The sequence below is a fragment of the Streptomyces sp. NPDC024632 genome (assembly GCF_055559175.1).
Genome location: NZ_JBVHLD010000007.1, coordinates 170,186 through 185,703, shown reverse-complemented (window position 1 = coordinate 185,703; position 15,518 = coordinate 170,186). Strand labels below are relative to the sequence as shown.

The 15,518-nt window shown below is 74.8% G+C and carries 12 protein-coding genes and 1 tRNA gene; 11 read left to right on the top strand and 2 right to left on the bottom strand.

Features of this window, described 5'->3' with window-relative positions:
- The first annotated feature begins 105 nt into the window (after positions 1-105).
- From ACZ37P_RS16565 to ACZ37P_RS16555, 3 genes are all read left to right on the top strand, one after another.
- Positions 106-2,091 (top strand): ATP-binding protein, encoded by a 1,986-nt coding sequence (locus tag ACZ37P_RS16565; protein ID WP_467346960.1) that lies wholly within the window; start codon positions 106-108, stop codon positions 2,089-2,091.
- Positions 2,088-2,732 (top strand): response regulator, encoded by a 645-nt coding sequence (locus tag ACZ37P_RS16560; RefSeq protein WP_391047006.1) that lies wholly within the window; start codon positions 2,088-2,090, stop codon positions 2,730-2,732. The genes ACZ37P_RS16565 and ACZ37P_RS16560 overlap by 4 nt, the downstream gene beginning before the upstream one ends.
- A gap of 223 nt (positions 2,733-2,955) precedes the next feature.
- Positions 2,956-4,239, top strand: coding sequence for an alpha/beta hydrolase (locus tag ACZ37P_RS16555; protein ID WP_467346958.1), 1,284 nt, complete (start codon positions 2,956-2,958; stop codon positions 4,237-4,239).
- Positions 4,240-4,325: 86 nt separating this feature from the next.
- Here the strand turns inward: ACZ37P_RS16555 and ACZ37P_RS16550 are convergent, their stop codons facing one another.
- Both ACZ37P_RS16550 and ACZ37P_RS16545 read right to left on the bottom strand, forming a co-directional pair.
- Complete coding sequence (locus tag ACZ37P_RS16550; protein ID WP_391047011.1) at positions 4,326-4,919, bottom strand: histidine phosphatase family protein; 594 nt, start codon at positions 4,917-4,919, stop codon at positions 4,326-4,328.
- Between the two features lie 86 nt (positions 4,920-5,005).
- Positions 5,006-5,695: a TetR/AcrR family transcriptional regulator gene (locus ACZ37P_RS16545; protein ID WP_355343253.1), complete on the bottom strand. Its 690-nt coding sequence runs from the start codon at positions 5,693-5,695 to the stop codon at positions 5,006-5,008.
- A gap of 325 nt (positions 5,696-6,020) precedes the next feature.
- Between ACZ37P_RS16545 and ACZ37P_RS16540 the strand changes: the two genes are divergently transcribed.
- The 8 genes from ACZ37P_RS16540 (at position 6,021) to ACZ37P_RS16505 (ending at position 15,437) form a co-directional block, all read left to right on the top strand.
- Positions 6,021-7,103 carry a phosphatase PAP2 family protein gene (locus ACZ37P_RS16540; RefSeq protein WP_467346955.1) on the top strand — a complete coding sequence of 361 codons (1,083 nt, stop codon included), beginning with the start codon at positions 6,021-6,023 and terminating at the stop codon, positions 7,101-7,103.
- A 21-nt stretch (positions 7,104-7,124) separates the two neighbouring features.
- Complete coding sequence (locus ACZ37P_RS16535) at positions 7,125-8,327, top strand: hypothetical protein (protein WP_401304852.1); 1,203 nt, start codon at positions 7,125-7,127, stop codon at positions 8,325-8,327.
- Positions 8,318-9,976: a hypothetical protein gene (locus ACZ37P_RS16530; RefSeq protein WP_467346953.1), complete on the top strand. Its 1,659-nt coding sequence runs from the start codon at positions 8,318-8,320 to the stop codon at positions 9,974-9,976. The genes ACZ37P_RS16535 and ACZ37P_RS16530 overlap by 10 nt, the downstream gene beginning before the upstream one ends.
- A gap of 110 nt (positions 9,977-10,086) precedes the next feature.
- The gene (locus ACZ37P_RS16525; protein WP_391163999.1) at positions 10,087-11,367 is read left to right on the top strand and encodes an AAA domain-containing protein; all 1,281 of its coding nucleotides are present in this window, start codon (positions 10,087-10,089) and stop codon (positions 11,365-11,367) included.
- An 81-nt stretch (positions 11,368-11,448) separates the two neighbouring features.
- Positions 11,449-11,826, top strand: coding sequence for a hypothetical protein (locus tag ACZ37P_RS16520; protein ID WP_391117198.1), 378 nt, complete (start codon positions 11,449-11,451; stop codon positions 11,824-11,826).
- 216 nt (positions 11,827-12,042) lie between these two features.
- Positions 12,043-12,651, top strand: coding sequence for a bifunctional DNA primase/polymerase (locus tag ACZ37P_RS16515; protein WP_467346952.1), 609 nt, complete (start codon positions 12,043-12,045; stop codon positions 12,649-12,651).
- A gap of 55 nt (positions 12,652-12,706) precedes the next feature.
- A tRNA-Lys gene (locus tag ACZ37P_RS16510) sits at positions 12,707-12,780 on the top strand.
- Between the two features lie 44 nt (positions 12,781-12,824).
- A complete protein-coding gene (locus tag ACZ37P_RS16505) occupies positions 12,825-15,437 on the top strand; it encodes a phosphatidylglycerol lysyltransferase domain-containing protein (protein ID WP_467346951.1) in 2,613 nt (870 codons plus the stop codon).
- Positions 15,438-15,518 lie beyond the last annotated feature (81 nt).

Genomic DNA, 15,518 nt, shown 5'->3' with positions numbered 1-15,518 from the left:
CCGCAGACGAAGAAAACACCCGCACGGGTGGGCGGGCGGGAAAAGGAAGCAAGACACGAAGGGCGGAGGCGGGTTCGTTAGGGTGCGGGGAGGGGGTGAGGGGCGGTGGACGGTGGAACCGTCGCAGGAGTCGCCGCGTCCACCGCGGCGCTGCTGACGCTGCACCTGCTCGCCAGCCACCGCACCGCCGGCCTCGCCGCCGCCGCCGCGGCCGGCGCCGTCGCGATGGCCACCGCCACCGCCGCCGCGGCCGGCCTGAGGCCGTGGAACGTCGCGGGCACCGCCCTCGTGGCGGCGGGCGCCGCGGCCGTCGCATGGGCCCTGGGCCGCTCGCGGAAACGCAGGCGCGCCGAGCGCTCGGCCCTGGCCGCGTACCGTACCGGCGCACCCCAGATCCCCCGCTTCGCGGCCCTCGCGGAACGCGACCGGCTCGCGGTCGAGTTGCACGACGTGGCCGCCCAGCGCCTGACGGCGATCGTGGTCTCCGCCGCGGCGGCGCAGCGCCTCGCCGACCCCGAGCGCACGGCGGCCGCGCTGCGCCACGCGGGCACCGCCGCCCGCCAGGCGATCGCGGAACTCGACGTCCTCACCGACCACGCGGACGAAAGAGCGGCGGACCTCGACGCCGTCGCGGCCCTCGCCGCCGAGGCCGGCGCCCATTACGAGTGCACCGCCGCGGCGGTCCCCGCGCCGACCGCCGCCCTCGCGTACCGCGTCGTGCGCGAGGCCCTGACCAACGCGGCGCGCTACGCCCGCGGTTCGGCGATCCGTATCGCCGTCGAGGCCGCCCCCGGCGTGGTCACGGTCACGGTCGGCGACAGCGGCGGCACGGCGCTCGAACCCCGCCTCGGCACGGGCCACGGCCTGGCCGGTCTGCGGACGACCGTGGCCGCCGCCGGGGGCACGCTCCGTTACGGCCCGGACGGCCCCGGCTGGACGGTGCGGGCCGAACTCCCGGTCGCACAAGCCGCGTCCGGCCGGACACCCGGCGGGACACCCGACCGCCGCCGCCCCCTGTGGCGGGGACCCACCGCGCTCGACTGGGCGCTGGTCGTCCTGGCCGTCGCGCTGTCGCTCGGCGCGAGCCTGCTCTCGGACGACGTGCCCGACTCGTTTCGCGGGCTGCTGCCGAGCGTGCCGGTGGTGGTCCTGTCCGGGCTGCACGCGGTGCCGTTGGGGTGGCGGTCGCGGGCGCCGGGGGCGGGGCTGGTGGCGGTGCTGTCGGCGCTGGTGCTGTGGTGGGGGTGCGACAGGGCCGGGTGGACCCGGCCGCCGGTCAGTGACATTTTCCTGGTCTATTGGTGGGTCGAGCTGACGTTCGTCTTCAGCGCGGGCGCGTATCTGGCGGTGCGGCGCGGGCTGATGGCGCCGGTGGCGGTGGCCGTGACCGGCGGTCTCGCGCTGGCCAGCGCGGACGGCATCACCGGCAGCAGGACGGCGGCCTGGGCGGCGCTGACCGGGCTGCTGGCGGTGCCGTCGTTCGCGCTGTGGTGGCTGGGTCTGGCCACCGCCCGGCGGCGGGAGCGGCGCGGGGCGGTGGCGGCGCGGGGGCGGGAACGGCTCGAACGGGACGCCGACGCCGCCGTACGCGACCAGCGCCGCCTGATCGCGGCGGGCCTGCTGCGTACCGCTCGGCAATACGCGGCGAATGTGGCGGACGCGGCCGACGCGGGACGGCTCGACACCGTTCTCGACGAGGCGCGCGCGGCCCTGGGCGCGCTCCGCGAACTCCTGCGTGACCTGCGCGGCCGGGACGGCGTGAGCACTCCGCCGCCCACGGTGGCGGGGATCGCCGCGCTGGCGGGCCGGTACGGCGCGACCGTCCGCTACCGGGGGCCGCACCGGGCGGTGACCGTCGTCGTGGGGGTGGCCGCGTACCGGGTCGCGGCGCTGCTGCTCGCCGAGGGCGTCACCCTCACCGTGCTGCGCCTGGACGCGGGTGTCGAACTCACCGCGCCGCCGCCCGGCGGCCCCGGCGCCCTGCGCCGGGTACGGGCGGTGGCCGACGCGGTGGGCGGTACGCTCACCAGGACCGACGACGACGCGGTGCGCGTGTGGCTGCCGGAGGTGTTCCCATCACGATCAGGGTGACGGTCGCCGACGACCAGGCGGTCGTACGCGCGGGCATCGCGGCGATCGTCGACGCGGAGCCCGGCCTGTCGGTCGTCGGCCAGGCCGACGACGGGGAGTCGGCGGTGGCGCTCGCCCTCGAACTGCGCCCGGACGTCGCGCTGATGGACATCAGGATGCCCGGCACCGGCGGTCTGGCCGCCACGGCCCGGATCGTCGCGGGCGCCCCCGCCACCCGTGTCATCGTGCTCACCAGCTTCGACCTCGACGAGTACGTGTTCGCCGCGCTGCGCGCCGGGGCTGTGGGCTTCCTGCTCAAGGACGCCGAGCCGGAACGGGTCGTGGACGCCGTGCGGGTGGTGGCCGGCGGGGCCGCCCTGCTCGACCCCGCGGTGACCGGACGGCTGATCGAGCGGTACGCCGCCGGGCCCGTCCCCGCCGACCCGGCGCGGCTGGCGCGCCTCACCCCGCGCGAGACCGAGGTCCTGCGGCACGTGGCGCGCGGCCTGGCCAACGCCGAGATCGCCGCCGTCCTGGGCATCAGCCCGGCCACCGTCAAGGACCATGTCGCCGTGGTCCTCGGCAAGCTGGGCGTACGCGACCGGGTCCAGGCGACGATCGCCGCGTACGAGACAGGTCTGGTCCGCCCCGGAGCCGGCTGAATCCGCCGCCCCGCCCCCGTACGAGACAGATCTGGTCAGCCCCGGAGCCGGCTGAATCCGCCGCCCCCCGCCCCCGTACGAGACAGATCTGAGCCGCCGCGACCGGTCGGGCCCCCCGCCGCGCGGCGGGGGTCGGGACCCCGCCGACCAGCGGATTTCGCCGGACGCCGGTCGTCCGGGCGCACGACGACCGGGTGACCCGCGCGTACCTAGCCTCGGCGGCATGGCACTGAGACTTCCCCCGCTTCCCGCGCTTCCCCCGCTCGCCCGCCGCATATTCGGCGGCGTCCTCCTCGTCGTCACGGTGGCGCTGACGCCCGTCACCGCGACGGCCGGTTTCTTCGCGGCGGCGTTCGCGACCGCGAACGTCCCGCTGCTCGCCCTGTGCGGCCTGGTGGTCGCCGCGGGGACGGCCGCGGCGCTCGGCCGAGGGGCGTTCGCCCTGCTCGGCAAGGGCGGCCTGCGGGCGACCTGCGTCCTCACCGGCGTCCTGCTCCTCGGCGTCTGCGCGCTCGCCGCCGGTACGGTCTTCCGCCCGATGCCGACCTCCGCCTCGGCCCCGGTCCCGGCGGACGTCAGATTCTGGAATCTGCCGACCGGTTCACGGATCGCCTATGTGCACGCACCCGCCGTCGGCACCCCGAGGCCGACCCCGGTCGTCTTCCTGCACGGCGGCCCCGGCACCCCGTCGGAGGGCATCCCCACCGGCGGCCGGGAGTTGGCCGCGGACGGCTTCGACGTCTACGCGTACGACCAGGTGGGCGCCGGACGCTCCACCCGGCTCTCCGACGTCACCGGGTACACGGTGGCGCGCCAGGTCGCGGACCTCGACGCGATCCGCCGCACGATCGGGGCGGACCGGATCATCGTCGTCGGCCAGTCGTGGGGCGGTTCGCTGGCCGCCCAGTACCTGCTGGCGCACGGCACCCACGTCGCCAAGGCCGTGTTCACCTCGCCCGGCGCGCTGTGGGGCCACGAATTCCCCGGCTCCGCGGCGGGAGACCCCTGGGACCACCTGACACCGGCCCAGCGGGCGGCCCGTGACCGGCTGGACAGCAAGCCGCGGCTGATCGCCGCCAGTGTGCTGCTCCAGATCAACGCGCGCGCCGCGCACGCCCTGGTGGGCGACGGCGAACTCGACCACTGGATGCACGAGGTGGCCCTGCTCGGCAAGGACACCACCTCCTGCGCGGACGCCGCGGCCTCGGAGGCGCACGCCAACCCCCAGGGCTTCTACAGCAACCAGATGACCGTCAAGGACTTCGAGCAGCTCCCCGACCCGCGCCCGAGGCTGCGCGCGATCCGCGTTCCGTCCCTGGTCATGCGGGGAAGCTGCGACTTCATCAAGCCCGCCGTGACCGAGGAGTACCGGCAGACCCTCCCGGACTCCCGCCTCGTGCGCGTCAAGGACGCGGGCCACGCCATCTCCCACGACCAGCCCGCCCTTTACACCGCCCTCCTGCGGTCCTTCCTCCTGGACCGCCCCCTGCCAACGCCCGCCTCCTGAGCCGAGGACGCGGAGGGGACGGCGCGGGGACGGCGCGGGGACGGTGCGGGGACGGTGCGGGGCGCGGTCAGGGCGCGGTCAGGGCCTCACGCCAAGTGACCGGTGTCGTTCCAGCGTTCGATCGCCGGGGCGCCGTAGGCCCAGCCGAGGATGGACAGGGAGGCGGGGTCGAGGCGGAGGGCGCCGGCGAAGGACGGGGCGAGGTCGAGCCAGCGGGCCCCGAGGACGCGCAGGAAGTGCCCGTGGGCGAAGACGAGGACGTCGCGCTCGGCGGACCGCGCCCAGGAGACGACCTGGTCGGCGCGCGCGGCGACCTCGGCCAGCGCCTCGCCGCCCGGCACGCCGTCGCGCCAGATGGTGAAGCCGGGCCGCAGGTCCTGGAGCTGGGCGGGCGTCAGGCCCTCGTAGTCGCCGTAGTCCCACTCGACCAGCGCGTCCCACTCCTTGGCGGCGCCGCCGAAACCGGTGAGGTCACAGGTCTCGGCGGCCCGCAGCAGCGGACTCGTGCGGACCTCGACGTCGGGAAGTCCGTTCCAGGGCCCGCGCGCGAGCCGCTCCCCGAGGATCCGGGCGGTGCGCCGCCCCTCCTCGGTGAGGGGGATGTCGGTACGGCCGGTGTGCCGCCCGGACAGGGACCATTCCGTCTGGCCGTGTCTGACCAGAAGAATGCGCGGAGCCATGCGGCGGTGCCTTTCCTAGGAAACGGGCCCCCATCATCGCTCACGGCCCCGCCGTCCCCGCCCTCACGGCCCCGCCGTCCCCGCCCTCAGAGCCCCTGGCCGCCGCCGAGCAGACCCTCCAGCAGCCCTTCGAGGCCGAATTCGTACTGCGCGGAACCCTGGTCCTGGGCGCAGAGGAGTTCGGGCGCGAGGCTGACGAGGGCGGGGTAGACGTCGGGCGGCAGGGCGTCGATCTTGGCGCGGACCCGGTCGCGTACCCCGTCCTCGCACAGGGCGCGGGCCCGCCGGGTGTTCCACAGGGCGGAGCCGACGGTGTACTGCATGAGGGCCACGTGCGCGTGGGCCGCGTCGGCGCGGCCGAGCCCCGCGCGCCTGAGCAGGTCGAGCATGCGGTCGATGACGGCTATGGCGTCGTCGCCGCGCAGCGGCCTGATGGTGAGGAGCTGGAGCGCGGAGGGGTGCTCGGTGAAGAGCCCGTAGACGCCGCGGCAGACCTCCCGCAGCTCACCTCGCGGGTCGCCCGTGCCGGTGGGCGGAAGCTCTATCGTGTCCATCAGACGCTGTGCCACGGCGTCGCTGATCTCGTCCTTGCCCCGGAAGTGGGAGTAGACCGCCATGGTGCCGACGCCGAGTTCCTGGGCGAGCGCGCGCATGGTGAACGCCTCGGCGCCCTCGCGGTCGAGGAGGGTGATCGCGGCGTCGAGGATACGGTCGGGGTTGAGCGAGTTGCGGGGAGCACGGCGCCGTGGGGAGCGGACCGGCTGGGTGACGGACATCCGATTCTCTTGTTTCTCGTACTCAGTCGTACTTCAGTCGTACAACAGTCACGCTGGGGTGCCTCGTGCGACGGGGTACGCCGAGGCCGGAACGTCGCCAACACGTCGAGGAATACGCCGAGGAAGGCAACCCGGAGAGCGGACCGGGCGTCCTCGACTGCACATACCCCTGCTACGGAACGTTGAACACCGTACGATGTCGGAGTTTCTTCCGTAGTTCTGGGCCGGTGTACGTGGCGTTTAGCGTACGTCGTACGGTAGAGGGTACGCGCCAAGACCATGACCGCCCGCCCGCGGCCTTCGGAGAACCTGGAGAGACGCCCGCATGACGATCACCGCCACCGCGCCGCGCGCCGCCGCCTACCGGGGGAAGCTGCGCTGGTGGACCGAGCTGCCGCTCATCGCGGTGATTTACGCGCTCTACTCCGGCGCCCGCCTGCTGGTCAGGGGGGATGTGGACGACGCCGTCGAACACGGCGCGGACATCCTGCACTTCGAGCAGCTCCTGCACATCGATCCGGAGCGCTGGTTCAACAAGCTCTTCACGCAGCACGCCTTCCTGGGCGTGCCCGCGGACTTCGCGTACGCGTCGCTGCACTATGTGGTGACGCCGAGCATCCTGATCTGGCTGTGGCGCCGCCGCCCGACGCACTACCGGGTGGCGCGCACGTGGCTGATGATCTCGACGCTGATCGGTCTGGTCGGCTTCACCGTGGCGCCCACCGCGCCGCCGCGGCTGATCGGCGGCGGGCACGGCTTCATCGACACGATGGCGCAGTACGGCTCCTACGGCTGGTGGGGCACCGACGCGAGCGCGCCGCGCGGTATGGGACATCTCACCAACCAGTACGCGGCGATGCCCAGCCTCCACGTGGGCTGGTCGCTGTGGTGCGGGATCATCCTGTGGCGCTACGGGCGGAACAGGGTGGTGCGCACCCTGGGCGTGCTCTACCCGGTGACGACGGCGTGTGTCGTGATGGGCACCGCCAACCACTATCTGCTGGACGCGGTGGCCGGTGTCGCCGTGATGGGCCTGGGCTATCTGCTGGCGAAGCCCGCGCTGCGGGTCGCCGACCGGCTGCTGGCGCGCGTGAAGGAAGCCCTGGGCAGGCCGACGGCCGAGGAGACGGAGCCGGTGTCCGGTGCGTCGTCCGCGGTGGTCACCGCGCACGTCGCCAATACCGCGCAGGTCTCCAACGGCACGCACGTGTCCAACGGCACGCAGGTGTCCAACGGCACGCATGCCACGGGTGTCAGCGGTGTCGCCGCGAGCATTCCGGCGCCCGGCGGCGGCGCCTCCGTACCGAAGCCGCGGACCGTGTCCGTACCGCCCGGCGCGGACGGGCCGGACGACGCCGACGACCCGCGTGCGGCGGGCGAACACGCCGGACAGAGCCGGATGTCGTAGCCGAGTGCCACACTTTCGCGGGTGAGCACTACGCACCACCACCACTCGCTGCGGGAACGGCTGGCCGCGCTGCGCGGCCCCGACACCGCGCCACGGCCGCTCGACGCACGGGCGCTGGCCGCGCTGGCCGCCAACCCCGGGTGCCGCCGCCGCGCGCTGCTGGACGCCGCCGGGGTCGACAAGGGCGCGGTCGCCGAAGTGCTGGGCGCGCCCGCCCGGTTCGGCCAGTCCCGCTTCGCCTTCTCGCGCGGCCACGCCTTCGAGGCCCGCGTCAAACGGGACGGCTGCGCCGAGTTGCTGCGGCTGCTGGGCGCGGCGGAGACGGCGGCGGGGATTCCGGAGTCCGCCGAGGTCCCCGATCTGTCGGCGGCGGGGCCCGAGGGCCGGGCGGCCCGTACGCGGCTGGCGCTCGCCGAGGCACCGGCCGGTTCCTGGACGCTGCTCGACCATCCGCTGCTGGCCCTCGAGGTCGCGGGGTCGCTGGCGTATCTGGAGCCGGACGCGGTGGCGGTGCGGCCCGACGGGTCCTGGACGGTGGTGGAGATCAAGTCCTTCCCGATCCTGGACGGCGGCGCGGACGCGCTGAAGGTCGGCGCGGCGGCCCGGCAGTCCGCGGTGTACGTGCTCGCGCTCGACGAGGTGGCGGCCGGCCGGACCCGGCCCGACGTCCTGCTGGTCTGCCCGAAGGACTTCTCGAATCTGCCGACCGCCGAGTGGGTCGACGTCCGCAAGCAGCTCTCGGTCACCCGGCGGCAGTTGGCCCGGCTGACCCGGATCGAGGAGATCGCGGCGGCCCTCCCCGAGGGCACCACCTTCGACCTGCGGTACGGCGCGGACGGCAGTACGCCGACCCGGCCGCGGATCGACCTGACCGCCGCCGTGGACGCGGTGCCCGCCGCGTACGCGCCCGAGTGCCTGTCGACCTGCGAGCTGGCGTACCACTGCCGTGACCGGTCGCGGGCGGACGGCTGCGTGGAGTCGCTCGGCCGCAGTCTGCGCGGCGAGCTGGGCACCCTGACGACGGTGGAGGCGGTGCTGTCGGCCGCGCACGGTGAGGCCGGTGACCCGGCCGACCCGGCGGTGGCGGCGCTGCGCAGGGCGGCGGCCCTGCGGGCCGAGGCGCTGTCCGCCCGGGAAGAGGCACCCGCGCTGCCCGCCCAGGCGGCCGTACGGGACCAGGCACCGGACGACGCCGCCGTACGGGACGGTGCCGCATGTCGTTGATGAACACGCTCGCGCGGGCCGAGGCCGTCGCGACGGGCCGGGCCGTGCCCGCGGCGACCGTACGCCACCGGCACCTGGCCGAACGGCCGCTGGTGCTGGTGCCGTTGACGACGGCCGGTGAGGCGGGCGCGCCGCTGGGCGCGATGGTGGGCACGGACCGGGCGGCACCCGAGCTGCTGGTGGTGCCGCAGCCGCTGGACCGGGAGCTGCGCTTCGGCTTCTTCGCCGGACTCGCGGGCGCCGTACTGCCGTTGATGGACGCGTACGCGGACGACGTCGAGGTGGAGCCCGCGACCCGCAACCGCGTGGGGGCACCTCCCAGCCGCCGGGCTGGGGGAGAGTCGGAGGTCTGCGCGGACGCGCCGCAGATCGTGGTGCCGAACAGCGCGGCGCTGGAGTACGTCCGCCTGCTCGGCCGGTCCACGCGCTTCCTGCGGACGGCCGAGGACCCGGACGCGCCGCACCCCGTCCCGGTGCCGGTGCCGCTGCTCGGCCGCTGGCTGACGCATTACGGGGAGCGGGCGCGTACGCCGGGCAGCGCGCTGCTGGTGGCCATGACGGAGCTGCTGACCCGGCACTGGGCGACCGGGCAGAGCTCGATGGAGGACCAGCACCTGGGCGGCCTGCTCGGCTGGATCGACCCGCCGGACGGGCTGGACGGGGCGGTCGCCGCCGAGCGCGCGCAGACCGACCGCGCCGCCGACGGGCTGCTGCTGAGCCCGCCCGCGGGTCCCGCGACCGACCCGGTCTTCGACAACCGTGTGCTGGCCCCCGCGATGGCCCGCTACGACGCGGCGCGTACGGCGGCGGAGGCGGACCCGGCCGGGGCCGCCGCTGAGCTGGCCGCGGCCGAGGCGGAGGTACGGCGGCTGGTCGGCTCCCAGCTCCGGCCGACCTGGGACGACGTGTGGCGCGGCCTCGACCTGCTGCGGGCGCTGCCCGAGGGCGCGCATGTGGCCGACCGGTGGAAGCGCGACCGCTGGTCGTTCACCGGGCACCGCGACCGGCTGCGCGCGGGTGAGCCGCCGCAGCCCAAGCGGGACGGCGCCATCGCCGCCGCGCAGAAGCTCGCGGGCCGCGAGACGGCCCAGGCGCGGGTCTCCGCGCAGGAGGCGCTGGACGACCCCCTGACGATGGCGGCCAGGCGGCTGGCGGGCGAGGCGTTCGCGGGCGAGGTCATCGGCGTCGAGATGACGTACTCCGAGGGCAAGCGGCCCATGCCCCGCCCCCTCCTGACCATCCGCACCCACGACCTCCCCCAGGCCGAGCCCGGCACCAAGGCGTACCGCTCCGTGCCGGGCGCCAAGTCCGCGCAGAGCGCCGAAGTGGTCTCGGTGGCCCCGGACGGCAGCGGCGCCACCGCGCCGGACGGCGGTCCTGCGACCGGGCCGGAAGGCCGGTTCGTGGTGGTGGTGCGGCTCACCGGGGGGATGGGGAGCGGGCGGACGCCGAAGGAGGGGTCGGTGCCGGGGGCCGGTGACCGGGTGGACTTCACCTTCTTCGAGCACGATCCGCGCGGCGGCCCCGGGCTGCCGGAGCCGGAGCAGACACCGTGGACGCACGGCGGCCCGCCCGACGCCGGGACGCCGCCCGGCACACCGCCGACCGCTGACCCGCCCGACACCGTGACCGCGGAGGACTACCTGTGACGCAGCCCGTGCGAGCCGACGGCCCGGACACGGACGGACACGTACCGGAGAGGTGGGACAGAAAGGACGGGTTCGACGCGGGGAGGGCCGCCGCCGAGGCGACGGCCGCGATCCTGGAGAGCACGCTGCACGGCACCGCCCGCGGGGTCGTGGTCGACTCGCCGCCCGGCGCGGGCAAGTCGACGCTCGTGGTGCGCGCGGCACGCGAACTGGCGGCGGCGGGCGAGTCGTTGATGATCGTCGCGCAGACCAACGCGCAGGTCGACGACCTCGCGGACCGGCTCGCCACCGCCGAGCCCGACCTGCCGGTGGGCCGGCTGCACGGCGCCGAGTCGCCGCCCGACAAGGCGCTCGACCGGCACCCGGCGCTGATGAAGTCCAGTTCGGTGGCGGATCTGCGGGCCTGCGAGGTGGTGATCGCGACCGCGGCGAAGTGGGCGTACGTGAAGGACACCGAGCCGTGGCGGCACGCCATCGTGGACGAGGCGTACCAGATGCGGTCGGACGCGCTGCTGCAAGTGGCGGGGCTCTTCGAGCGGGCGCTGTTCGTGGGCGACCCCGGGCAGTTGGACCCGTTCAGCGTGGTCGGCGCGGAGCAGTGGGCGGGGCTGAGCTACGACCCGTCGGCGAGCGCGGTGGTGACGCTGCTCGCGCACAATCCGGGGCTGCCGCAGCACCGGCTGCCGGTGTCCTGGCGGCTGCCCGCGTCGGCGGCGCCCCTGGTGTCGCGCGCCTTCTACCCGTACACCCCGTTCAGGAGCGGTACGGACCACGGCGACCGGCGGCTGGTGTTCGGGGTGCCGGGCGACGGCGGCGGGCCCGACCGCGTCCTGGACGAGGCGGCGGCCAGCGGCTGGGGGCTGCTGGAGCTGCCCGCCCGGCACACCCCGCGCACCGACCCTGAGGCGGTACGCGCGGTGGCCGCGGTGGTGCGGCGGCTGCTGGACCGCGGGGGTCTGACGTACTCCGCGCCCGATCCCGATCCGGCGCCGCTGACCGCGGACCGGATCGCGGTCGGCACAGCGCACCGGGACCAGGCGGCGGCGGTGCGCGCCGCCCTGGCCGACGTCGGCGTCGCCGGGGTCACGGTGGACACCGCGAACCGTCTCCAGGGCCGCGAGTTCGACGTGACCGTGGTGCTGCACCCGCTGTCCGGCCGCCCCGACGCCACGGCGTTCCATCTGGAGACCGGGCGGCTGTGCGTGCTGGCCTCCCGGCACCGGCACGCGTGCATCGTGGTGTGCCGCGCGGGCGTGGCCGAACTCCTCGACGAGCACCCGTCCTCCGAGCCGGTCCAGCTCGGTGTCACGGTCAAGTTCCCCGACGGCTGGGAGGCCAACCACGCGGTCCTGGCGCACCTCGCGGAACACCGAGTGAGCTGGCGGCCGTGAGCGCGGTCGCTCACCCGAATGGAGGGGGTCTTGCGTGGGCGCGGGACAATGGTGTGCGTGATCGATTCCGGAGGTAGCCGTATGTCAGAGCCGCAGTCGGCTCAGAGCGCGCAGGGCGGTGGGTCGCGGGAGGCGGCGCCGCGGCCCAGGCGGCCCGCGTCGCTGAGCTTCGAGCCTGCCGCGACGGTGGAGGATCCGGAGCACTTCTTCGACCTGGAGTCGATGGACGATCCGGGGCGGATGCTGGCGCGGGCGACGGAGCTGGCGACGGCTTTCCGTACGGCCGCCGACCGGGCCACGGACTTCCAGGCGATAGCCGCCGCGCAGCTCACCGATCCGCGCCGCTTCGACCGGTTGACGTACGCGGGCCTGGCCGAGCGCGCGGGGTGGACCGAGGACTACGCGAAGCGGATGGTCGAGTACGGCGAGGGCCTGATCGCGGGCGGCGGCGCCCCCTAGGGCGGGTCCGCGGGCGCTTCCGGCTCCCCTGGCGGCTGCCGTGACTGTCACGCCGCCGGGGGCCGCCGCAACCGTGCCCCGCATATGCGTCGCGGCAAGGTACCCCCTCTCCCACCCTCCTGTCCCGAATTCGTCCGATTGCGCCGACCGCGCCGGAAGCGGCCGGTACCTGTAGGTGCCATGGACGAATGGCAAGGGACCGGAAGCATCGCGGCCGTGACGCATGCCGTCACCGAGGTCGTCACCGAAGCCCAGCGGCGTCGGCACACGTCGTACGTCACCCCGGAGGGCGCCGAGTGGCTGGCCTCGGCCAGCGCCTTCCCGCGCAGCGTGCGGGCGCTGTGGTCGGCCCGTCCGACGGCGCCGAGCGTGCTGCCGTGCGGTACGGCGTTCGACGTGGTGAACCTGTCGGCGCTGTTCGGCCGCAGACTCCTGGAGCAGTTATGGGCGTCGGGCCCCGGCAGCGGCCCGGTGGCCGTGCACCGCGGGCGGCTGCTGCTGCTCGTCGCGCCCGGTACGGCGCAGCGGCTGCCGTACCTGCTGGACTGGGAGGAGTGGGGCCAGGCGGTGCCGCCGATGCTCTGTCACGGCAGCGGCGACGCGGTGACCGTACCGCCGCTGTACGCGCCGCTGGACGGCGCCGAGGCCGGCCAGGACTCCGGTTGCGATCCGGGGGCAGGGCTGTCCCGCTGGCTGGTGGCGCCCGACACCCGGCACCCCTGGCTGCCGGGCGCGGACGTGGTCCTCTGGGCGTGCGTGCGGGCGGCCAGGTCGGCGCCCGCGAAGACCGTTCCCGCCCTGGTCAGCACCCCTGGAACGGCCTGAGTCATATCGATTTCCGCTCCCCGTGGCCGGATGCTAAGGTCTACGACGTCGGCAGGCGCCGCTAGCTCAGTTGGTTAGAGCAGCTGACTCTTAATCAGCGGGTCCGGGGTTCGAGTCCCTGGCGGCGCACAGACGGTCGAAGGCCCCTCGCGGAAGCGGGGGGCCTTCTTCGTATGAACGTCCAGGCATGCGGACGCGCCGTCCGGGTGGCCGACGGCCCGCACCACGACGACCCTGGAGCCATGGTGGACTGGCTGGCCGACGCGTACCGGACGCGGATCGCGGACACCGGCCGTGAGCCGCTCTTCCTGCTGCTGGTCGGACTGATCGGCTCCTTCCTGTTCATCCGGTTCAGCGTGCGGATGATCCGGCGCGGGGTGAAGTGGTGGCCGGGCAATGTGCAGCCCGGCGGCCTGCACATCCACCATGTGGTGTTCGGCCAGGCGATGATGCTGATCGGCGGCATCGGGTCGTTCGCCGTACGCGGCGGCCCGGCGGTGCACGACGTGCTCGCGCTGGTCTTCGGGATCGGCTGCGGCCTGGTGCTGGACGAGTTCGCGCTGGTGCTGCACCTGAAGGACGTCTACTGGAGCGAGCAGGGCCGCCAGTCGGTCGACGCGGTGATCCTCGCGGTGTCGGTGATCGGGCTGCTGCTGATCGGCCAGGCCCCGCTGGGCGGATTCGTCGTCGGGGAGTCGTACCAGCAGTATCTGAGCGCCGGGGTGCTGATCGGCTTCGTGGTGGTGTGCCTGTCCAAGGGCAAGGTGTGGACGGGGCTGCTCGGGGTGATGGTGCCGGTGCTGGCGATCGTCGGCGCGCTGCGGCTGGCCCGCCCGGCCAGTCCGTGGGCGCGCTGGCGGTACACCTCCCGGCCGCGCCGGATGGCCAGGGCCGAGCGGCGCGAGGACCGGATCCACCGGCGGATGGTCGTGATGAAGACGGCCATGATGGACGCGGTGGCGGGCGCGCCGCTGCCGTCGGCGACGCCCGCGCGCAAGCCCGCGCGGCGGCCGACGATCGTGGAGCTGCCGCCGTCCAGGATCGAGACGCTGCTGGCCCGCGTGCTGCGGCCGTTGCGGCAGCCGGGTGCGGCCTTCACTGTCTGGTATCTGCGGGTGGTGTGCGCGGTCAACGCGGTGACCGGGGTGATCGCGCCGTTCCGCGACCGGGTGCGGGCCGCCTCGAACGGCGAGTTCTTCACCGCCTTCCTGGTCAGCCCCGGTTTCACCGGCGCGGTGCTCGCGCTGGTGCTGTCGGTGAGCCTGCGCCGCCGCAAGCGGGCCGCCTGGATCGTCACGACCGTGCTGACCGGCGGATACACACTGCTGTGCCTGGCGGGTGTGGCGGCGCTGCCGGTGACGCGCGGGCATCCGTTCAACTGGGTGTCGCTGGGGGTGACCGGGCTGGTGCTGTTCGCGCTGCTGGTGTCCAGGACGGTGTTCAACGTGCGCGGCGAGCGGGGCAATGTGGCGCTGGGGCTGACGACCTTCGTCGTCGGCGGCGCGGTGGCGATCGGCCTCGGCACACTGCTGGTGCACGCGACGGACGAGCTGCCGCCGCGCCAGTGGGGGGCCAGTACGCGGTACACGCTGGTGCGGGTGCTGACGGTGTCCGGTCTCTTCGACCTGCCCGAGATCCGGGTGCCCGGCTGGACGGACCTGGCGATCAACGTCCTGAGCGTCGCGCTGATGCTGCTCATCCTGCTCGCCTTCTTCCGCTCGCCGCGCGGCCGGGACCGGCTGCTGCCCGCAGACGAGCGGCGGCTGCGGGCGCTGCTGCGGGTGTACGGGCGGCGCGACTCGCTCGGCTACTTCGCGCTGCGCCGCGACAAGGCGGTGTCCTGGACCCCGGAGCGGGACGCGGCCGTCCTCTACCGCGTGGTGAACGGGGTCGCGCTCGCCTCCGGTGACCTCGTCGGCGACCGGGCGGCCTGGCCGCGGGCCGTCGACCACTGGCTGGACACGGCGCGGCGGCACGCCTGGGTCCCGGCCGTCACCAGCGCGGGGCCCGCGGCGGCCGTGGTGTACGAGGCGGCCGGTTTCCGCGCGCTGCCGTCCGGTGACGAGGCGGTGGTGGAGGCGGCCTCCTTCGCCGCCGTCTTCGCCGATACGGGCTCCGCCGAGCTGAGCGCGCTGCGGCAGGCGCACGGGGTGCTCGGCGGCGCGGGCTACTCGGTGGTGCTGCGCAGGCACCGGGAGATCGCCCCGGACGAACTGCGGCGGCTGGCGCATCTGGCCGACAGGTGGCGGCGGCACCCCGCCGAGCGCGGCTTCTCCGTGGCGCTCGGGCGGCTCGGTGACGCGGCCGACGGGGACTGTCTCCTGGCGGAGTGCCTCGATCCGCACGGGCGGACCTGCGCGATGGTCACGTTCGTGCCCTGGGGGCCCGACGGGCTCACCCTCGACCTCATCCGGCGCGACCGGGAGTCCGGGCGGGCCCCGGTGGATTTCCTCCTCACCGAGGTGCTGCTGCGCGCCGCCGCCGGTAGGGCTCCGCTGGGCGCGGTCACCCGCGTGTCCCTCAACTTCACCGCCTTCCGCGGCGCCCTGTCCTCGCGGCTGCGCCGCGCCCCGCTGCGGCTTCTCGCCCGCCTCGGGCAGGTCGCCGCCCGCGAGCGGGGCTACGCGGCGTTCGCGCCGCGCTGGCAGGCCCGCTATGTGCTCTTCGAGCGGAGAGCCGACCTTCCGCGGGTGGCTGCCGCCAATGCCATCGCCGAGGGGTTCCTGACCGGACCCCGTCTCCGCCACCGCGGCACCCTCCTCACCCCTGAGGACGGTGCTCCCTAGCCCGGAGCCGTACGCCTGGGGAGGCGCGTCACGCCGGGTTGGGGAAAGCTGAAGGCGCCAGGTGCGTGGGAGGAGAGGCGG

What these genes read in the sequence shown, in the direction of transcription:
- ACZ37P_RS16555 (WP_467346958.1), top strand. Translation starts at nt 2,956, where the DNA reads ATGGCACTGAGACTTCCCCCGCTTCCCGCGCTTCCCCCGCTCGCCCGC.
- ACZ37P_RS16550 (WP_391047011.1), bottom strand. Translation starts at nt 4,919, where the DNA reads ATGGCTCCGCGCATTCTTCTGGTCAGACACGGCCAGACGGAATGGTCC.
- ACZ37P_RS16540 (WP_467346955.1), top strand. Translation starts at nt 6,021, where the DNA reads ATGACGATCACCGCCACCGCGCCGCGCGCCGCCGCCTACCGGGGGAAG.
- ACZ37P_RS16530 (WP_467346953.1), top strand. Translation starts at nt 8,318, where the DNA reads ATGTCGTTGATGAACACGCTCGCGCGGGCCGAGGCCGTCGCGACGGGC.
- ACZ37P_RS16520 (WP_391117198.1), top strand. Translation starts at nt 11,449, where the DNA reads ATGTCAGAGCCGCAGTCGGCTCAGAGCGCGCAGGGCGGTGGGTCGCGG.
- ACZ37P_RS16545 (WP_355343253.1), bottom strand. Translation starts at nt 5,695, where the DNA reads ATGTCCGTCACCCAGCCGGTCCGCTCCCCACGGCGCCGTGCTCCCCGC.
- ACZ37P_RS16505 (WP_467346951.1), top strand. Translation starts at nt 12,825, where the DNA reads ATGAACGTCCAGGCATGCGGACGCGCCGTCCGGGTGGCCGACGGCCCG.